This window comes from Staphylococcus gallinarum (genome assembly GCF_000875895.1).
GTDB lineage: Bacteria > Bacillota > Bacilli > Staphylococcales > Staphylococcaceae > Staphylococcus > Staphylococcus gallinarum.
The window spans coordinates 1-713 of the sequence record NZ_JXCF01000072.1 but is presented as its reverse complement, the minus strand read 5'-3'; the positions used below and the strand labels follow the sequence as shown (position 1 = coordinate 713).

1 rRNA gene is annotated in these 713 nt (G+C 42.1%); it reads right to left on the bottom strand.

Annotation, left to right across the window (positions count from 1 at the left end):
* Positions 1–596: 596 nt before the first annotated feature.
* Positions 597–711: ribosomal RNA gene (gene rrf / locus SH09_RS13015) — 5S ribosomal RNA — on the bottom strand.
* Between the last annotated feature and the right edge of the window lie 2 nt (positions 712–713).

Sequence of the window (713 nt, the reverse complement as noted above, 5' to 3'; positions counted from 1 at the left end):
CCTACTCTTGCGGAACGTAAGTCTGCTACCATCGGCGCTATGGAGCTTTTCTGACATGTAGTCAAGCGCTCACATCTTTCCTCATTTTCTCTTTCTCCTCTTTCACTTACCACTTGTAAGTTCAAGTCGTCGTTCGCTCAATTCGTCAGCTTCAAACGCTTTCTACTTGTCAGTGTGATTCAGAAGTTAAGCTCCTTGGATATAAAAAAAAAGAGACCTTACGGTCTCTACTTGCCTGTATAGTACCACTTATTACAGCTTTTTTTACATCATATCTATTAATCTATATATTAAACTTTTCTTTTATTTCGTTTTTAGTTTAGTGGTACTTATATAAGCGCTTTAGCTCTTATATTCCACTTACCCTACTCTTGCGGAACGTAAGTCTGCTACCATCGGCGCTAAGAAGCTTTTCTGACATGTAGTCAAGCGCTCGCATCTTTCCTCATTTTCTCTTTCTCCTCTTTCACTTACCACGTGTAAGTTCAAGTCGTCGTTCGCTCAATTCGTCAGCTTCAAACGCTTTCTACTTGTCAGTGTGATTCAGAAGTTAAGCTCCTTGGATATAAAAAAAAGAGACCTTACGGTCTCTACTTGCCTGGCAACGTCCTACTCTTGCGGAACGTAAGTCCGACTACCATCGGCGCTAAGGAGCTTAACTTCTGTGTTCGGCATGGGAACAGGTGTGACCTCCTTGCCATTGTCACCAGACA